The 5,326-nt window shown below is 37.1% G+C and carries 5 protein-coding genes; 1 reads left to right on the top strand and 4 read right to left on the bottom strand.

What is annotated here, in order from left to right:
• Window positions 1-453 precede the first annotated feature (453 nt).
• The 4 genes from QNJ50_RS28495 to QNJ50_RS28480 form a co-directional block, all read right to left on the bottom strand.
• Window positions 454-855, bottom strand: a complete 402-nt coding sequence (locus QNJ50_RS28495; RefSeq protein WP_300642594.1) for an OsmC family protein — start codon at window positions 853-855, stop codon at window positions 454-456.
• A gap of 604 nt (window positions 856-1,459) precedes the next feature.
• On the bottom strand, window positions 1,460-2,287 hold the full coding sequence (locus tag QNJ50_RS28490) for an ABC transporter permease (RefSeq protein WP_300642591.1): 828 nt from the start codon (window positions 2,285-2,287) through the stop codon (window positions 1,460-1,462).
• 255 nt (window positions 2,288-2,542) lie between these two features.
• The gene (locus QNJ50_RS28485; protein WP_300642589.1) at window positions 2,543-3,331 is read right to left on the bottom strand and encodes a class I SAM-dependent methyltransferase; all 789 of its coding nucleotides are present in this window, start codon (window positions 3,329-3,331) and stop codon (window positions 2,543-2,545) included.
• A 409-nt stretch (window positions 3,332-3,740) separates the two neighbouring features.
• A complete protein-coding gene (locus tag QNJ50_RS28480; RefSeq protein ID WP_300642586.1) occupies window positions 3,741-4,049 on the bottom strand; it encodes a hypothetical protein in 309 nt (102 codons plus the stop codon).
• A gap of 132 nt (window positions 4,050-4,181) precedes the next feature.
• Here QNJ50_RS28480 and QNJ50_RS28475 point away from each other — a divergent pair, with 132 nt between their 5' ends.
• Entirely contained in the window at window positions 4,182-4,985 is an 804-nt protein-coding gene (locus tag QNJ50_RS28475) for a class I SAM-dependent methyltransferase (protein ID WP_300642583.1), read from the top strand.
• Window positions 4,986-5,326: the final 341 nt, after the last annotated feature.

Here is a 5,326-nt window from a genome sequence, read left to right as displayed (position 1 = left end):
TAAGCAACACGTTAAAAATAGCTTTGCGTAAAACTGTGAAGGAATTTTTAGGACTTATTGTTTTTGCCAAGCATCGGAGAAATGGGAGTTTACACATCAACTCACCCTCGTAAATTGGCGAAGGTATTGTTAGTTTCAGCCAGATAAAAATCCATAAATTGAATCTCCTCTTTTCAAAAGATAGGGCTTATTCAGCGAGCAGAGGCATCATTATTTATCATTTTGCCTTAAATTATCTGCCCAAGATTTGAGGAAATTATGAGGAAAACCAGCAATAAAAGCAGTCAAAACCAACAACCTTCCAGCTAAGGGGTTATGTATTGATACATAACCCCTTAGGATTGAGCATAAAATAAGTTGCACGTGCAACTTATTCTTGCCGGGGTGCTTAGCGTACAAAAATTGTATGAAGGCACAGGAGCGCCAACCTCTACTAGTAGCTTTTCTATCAATTTATTCCGGATAGTTGAAGCTTACAAAAATCGGAACTTCAGAATGAAAACTGTTTTTGATCGGGCACTTCCCCGCCGCCGATTCCAACTTAACGCGATCTGCCGCAGCAAAATTTGTTGGCATATTGAACGTTAAATCGATTGCTCCGATGCGCTTAATCGGCTTGTCAGTTATGGAGAGTTCTACATCCACGCAGGTGCCGGAAATGTCCAATTTGTCTCGCACTGCGAGGGTTCCCATAGATAAAAGCATACAGCTGGCTAGTCCTGCTCCCACCAAATTTGTAGGAGAAAACTCTTTACCACCAGCATAGGGACAATCAATGGCCACAGTCTTTCCTTGTGCTTTCTGCCTTGCAGTACAATGCCCAGACCCGTCGTAAGTAATTTGCAATTTACTCATAATAACCTCCAATTGCGAGCGAGCATGAGTTAGACGGTACGATCTAACTACACCTGTGTGCAGCGTAAAATGCAGAATGCAGCCTAACTCTACATTGCTCATCTGAATTCTTCTCCTTTCGGACGAAGGGCAATTTTACTTAATTGCCTCGGAACTGTCTCTTCCCTTTGATTCCATTTCTTTAGAGATGATTTATCGGGAACTATATCATTAGACATCTCCGAAAAAGAATATAAAAGCCTTATGTAGTCAGGGGTGATATCTCATTTCTGGAGATGTCTATTTTATCCCCCAAGATCCCAACGACGAACCCGCATCAATTTTATTAGAACGCATCCGCGCAGAACGAGAAAAACTCCAACAGCAAACCAAAGCTGCAAAAAAAACCAAAACTAAAACCACCAAAACCCGCAGTAATAAAAAATCCCAACAACCACAAACACCTATTCAACTCGAATTACCCGGAATGGGGCAGGGAGCAGAAAGCAGGGAGCGGGGAGAAGAAATGAATAACAAATTAAGTTTGTGGAGACGTTACATGCAACGTCTCTAATCTACATTTCCAAAATAAATTTTGAATTTTGACTTTTGAATTTTACTTACGCTAATCTTGCTGATTAGAAAACTTATATGCTCCCCACACAGATAAAGCTGCTGCGATCGCAAATAAAATCGGTACGCTGTACCAAGGAAAATCCGATAAAGGTGCATAAACAGCAGCGCGTAAACCAGTACTAGCGTAAGTTAAAGGTAATAAATAAACTAAAAATTTTAATCCTACTGGTAATGTCGCAGGATCGAAAAAGGTTGCACCTAAGAAAGACATGGGAATTATGACAAAATTGTTGTAAAGTCCCACAGATTCCAGAGATTTGACCGTTAAACCAGTAATTACTCCTAAACCAGCAAATACCGCGCAGTTAAGAACCAAAATCAATAAAAATAAAGGATTGAGGAAACCTAAATTCTGGGTGAATAACAAAGCTAAGATAATCACCGATCCAGAAGTCAACAACCCACGTACAATTCCTGCGGACATTTTCCCTAAATGCAAAGATAGGGGATTTATCGGTACTAACAATAATTCTTCAAAGGATTTGCTAAACAGGCGATCGCCACAAATAGAAAAAGTCGTCCCAGCAAAGCTAATTGTCATTGAGGAAAGGGCTATCATTCCCGGTAGGATAAATTCTAAATAGCTGTTATAGTCGCTGCTAATTACTGAACCAGGTCTAATTGAAGTACCTAAACCTAAACCGAAAGCAATAATATATATCAGTGGTGAAATTAAACCCGACGACGCAATTTGGGGAATTCGCACCCGTAAATCCAACCAATCACCCCAGAATATTGTCAAACTATCTGCCAAAATAAGCTGAACTCGTGAAAACTTTAACTTTTTACCGAAGGGTAATGCTCTTTGAAATCCCACTGTTTTCGTCGCACATTAAAAATCCGTATGTAAATACTTTACATTTCTTTACAACTATTTACCATAGGTCAATCAATATTCCTCCCAATGCTGACGCAAAGACTTACATCGAGCACGCGCATACGGCGAACACTACGTTAACGCTTCCGCTAACGGGGGAGGTTAGGAGGTGGTTAAACTAGGGAGAGCTTCGAGAAGGATGACTTCGGTTTATATTATCTTTCTCTTATCCTCTGTTCCCTGTTCCCTAAATAACTAGATTTTTTGAGCAACATGAAAAGCACTCAAGTATGAGATTTGAATATAATCTCCAAAATGATTTTGAATCACTTTTCTTAAACCTCTGAACAAAGAATCTCTGTGGGAAGGTGGTATGTTTCGATATGGTGAAAAAGTACTTAGAAGTTCAAGATAAACATCAACTTGGTAACTTATTTTGCAAAGTATATTTTCGGATATTAACCCTTTAAATCGTCCAGATTTGAGAATATTCCGTCCAAAGCCCCAAAGGATTTTTTCTTGGGTTTCTCTGGTTTCATATCGTGTTAATGGTGGAGCTTGAGTTCCATAAACTTCGTTGAGTACTTGATATACTTCATATGGAATTTGGGGTGTCATATTCCACAATAAAATTAAGAAACCGTCATCTTTGAGAGCATCAGCAGCTTTAGAATAAGCAACCTGAGGTGATATCCAATGAAAAGCACTTGCAGCCATTACCGCATCAAACCTATTAGTCTCTAACTCCCATTCTTCAAAGGAAGTACGGTTTATTTCTATTTTTGGATATTGTTGACAATTACGTAGGGCTATCTCGTAAAAATCTTGACTTGGCTCTATGCATAGCATTGAGAAACCTAGTTGAGCAAATGTAATAGTTGCAGTCCCCGGACCACAGCCCAATTCAAGAATAATTGAATCAGAGGAAAGTCGAGCTAACTCTACTACACGACGAACAATTTGCGTGGGATAACTGGGTCTAGCTTTGTTATAAGCAGCAGCGACCGGAGAAAACCAGTTTTTCCTTTGTTCCAAGTCTTTCATGAGTGATTCACGCAAGCTTTGGAGTTTATAGGGGAGAATAATTATTGATACTCAAGTTTTAGTTTAAAGGCTTAGAATCTAAAAGTTTAGAATCTCAAAGCTTAAAATCCAAAGGCTTAAGTTTTTAGTCCCCTAATACAATATTGTATCTCTCTAGAGCTTGGAGTTTGACATTAAAGTTTTATAAATTCTGGAATGATGATTGCCATTCGATGCAGGAACATCAAAGGGTAACAATAGGGAGTTAATATTGTTCAAAATAATTATTTAAAATAATTGTTCAAAATCTACTTAAAAATTTAATCAAAGTTACTATATCCACTATTTTACTGCTATATATTAAATTCACTAAATTAATTTTTGAGTTTTTTTCCGAAAGTTGATTATTATACTTGTAAACACTTTAAACTTATCTATCTTCAAAAAGATGATTTGTTTTCTCAAAAAGTTCTAATAAACCAACAGTACCAACAAAAAAGGTGTAAATACCATATTTGAGAGGTGTTTTATTATGTGAAGGCGCGAAATAGGCAGCTATAATTCCTTCAATTAGATGACTTATAACAGCAAAGCGTTCAATCCAAAAAACTGGGTGTAGAAAATTTGGAATTTGAGCTTGAGTATATATAGCATAAATATTCCATAATTCTAACCCAATAGCACATGTAATCAATAATGTAGAGATAAATTTGATTGAGACAACAATATTTTTTTTCATTATTTAATTGAAAGTATGTTAGTTTTCCTATTTCTTAATATATAACCTTTAGAATTTAAAGATATTAATATTCAGGCGAAAAAATCATAAATGTTATATCCTATTAAATGAGTATTTATAAAAAAGATTGCTGTGACAGGAATTCATCATCAAATCTTGCAGCTTTCTTTTAAATCAATTATCCGTCTTCTCATCGGTAAAGAAAAGCTGCGAATTTATGAAAGTACAAATTGGGAAAAAGAAGGAATTCGTTTTTGCAATCCAGAGCTAAGTTATCCACAATATTACAGCAGTCAAAATTTTCATGGGATCGAAAATGGCTACTTAAACCCGATCGCAGCAATTACGTACGATTTAGTAACAGCATTCGCTTCACCACCAAATGAAACTTGGGTTCGTCAACAGTTAATTGCTGTAATTGAATCTAAACCACTACTAATTCTCGACCTTGGTTGTGGTACCGCTTCAACTACCTTAATGCTAAAACAGGCTTATCCACAAGCAACCACTATTGGGTTGGATTTATCTACTCATATGCTGGTTTTAGCAGAACACAAAGCACGAAAAGCAAAATTAGATATAAATTTCCTTCATGGTTTAGCTGAATCTACCGGTTTGGAATCCAATACTTTCGATTTGGTGACGGTTTCGTTTTTACTACATGAAACACCACCTAATATTTCCCAATTAATTTTGCAAGAATGCTTCCGCTTACTTAAACCAGGAGGGGAAGCGATCGTTTTGGATGGAAATCAAAAAATCCTTCGTCACACCGATTGGTTAATTGAACTTTTTAGAGAACCTTACTCGAAAGTATATGCTAGCGGGAGTGTGGATGATTGGATGCAAACTGCTGGATTTGATTCCGTACAAACCGAGTATATTGGTTGGATCCAGCAAGTAACGCGGGGTGTAAAGCTGGTAAATAATGAGTAATAAGTAATGAGTAATGAGTGATAAGTAAATACAGGAATCCGGTTTGATTATTGTTAGTAAAGTGTGTCCTCAATACGGTTCGGATAATATATCTGTTTACCAACCAGATCCCTGTAGAGACGTAAAATTTTACGTCTCTACACACCCAAAATTACAACGCATAAACCTTAACCGAATCGTATTGAGTGTGTTCTCTTCATATAAAAAATTGGGTATTGTAGTGGACTGACACAGCTAAAATGTTGCATTAGAACTAACGGATTCCTCCTCAAAAACTGGATAAAGATGTTGGAGTTTCACCCTGGCATCCTCAGTAGAAAACCGCCATATCACTTTAGAAG

Source organism: Mastigocoleus sp. MO_188.B34 (assembly GCF_030065675.1).
Classification (GTDB): Bacteria; Cyanobacteriota; Cyanobacteriia; order Cyanobacteriales; family Nostocaceae; genus Mastigocoleus.
Note: the sequence above shows the minus strand (reverse complement) of the source record. Positions and strands in the feature narration are given on the sequence as shown.